General features: G+C 56.1%; 1 protein-coding gene. It reads right to left on the bottom strand.

Translation table 11 applies throughout. The features are described 5' to 3' along the window. Nucleotides 1–212: 212 nt before the first annotated feature. Nucleotides 213–531 (bottom strand): hypothetical protein (locus ACGTN6_RS21005; RefSeq protein WP_394595048.1); only part of this gene is annotated, 319 nt, incomplete at its 5' end.

Raw genomic sequence — 531 nt, 5'->3', positions numbered from 1 at the left:
AATGAGCGCCTTCTTGACCGCCTCGTCCGGGTCCGGGATATCGATAACAAAATCCCGGAAAGCTAGGTCAGCTTTCGTGGCGTTGTCAGGATCAGGAGCGATCAGACGCGCAGCGCCGGTGTATTGCCACCCGATCGAGTCCTTGATGTCTTTTACGATGACGTAGGGCATGGTAGTCCTCCACTGCCTGTTATCGAGGTTAATCACGGCCATCAGTTGGGCACAAAAGGTGCGTTCCTAGCCATTTCCCATGTGTGTCCGTCCCACCATCCGGTGTGGTCATAGACCATGACAGATCTGCCCTGACGGTCACAGATCCTGATCCTGTGAGGACAGAACCGCTCTTGGTCTCTGGGAGCCGCGTCAGCCGCACTCAGTGTATAGCGCTGAAACACCCCTTTGGCTTCCTCGACCATCGAGGCAACGGTTGCATATCTCCCGGGCACAATGGCCACAAAACCGCTATCCGTGGAGAAGGTGCCCATCGCCGGATGAAGATCATCGAAGGGCATATGCCTAGCCCCCTCAACA

It is taken from the genome of Halomonas sp. B23F22_20 (genome assembly GCF_043496985.1).
Taxonomy (GTDB): Bacteria; Pseudomonadota; Gammaproteobacteria; order Pseudomonadales; family Halomonadaceae; genus Halomonas.
Note: the sequence above shows the minus strand (reverse complement) of the source record. Positions and strands in the feature narration are given on the sequence as shown.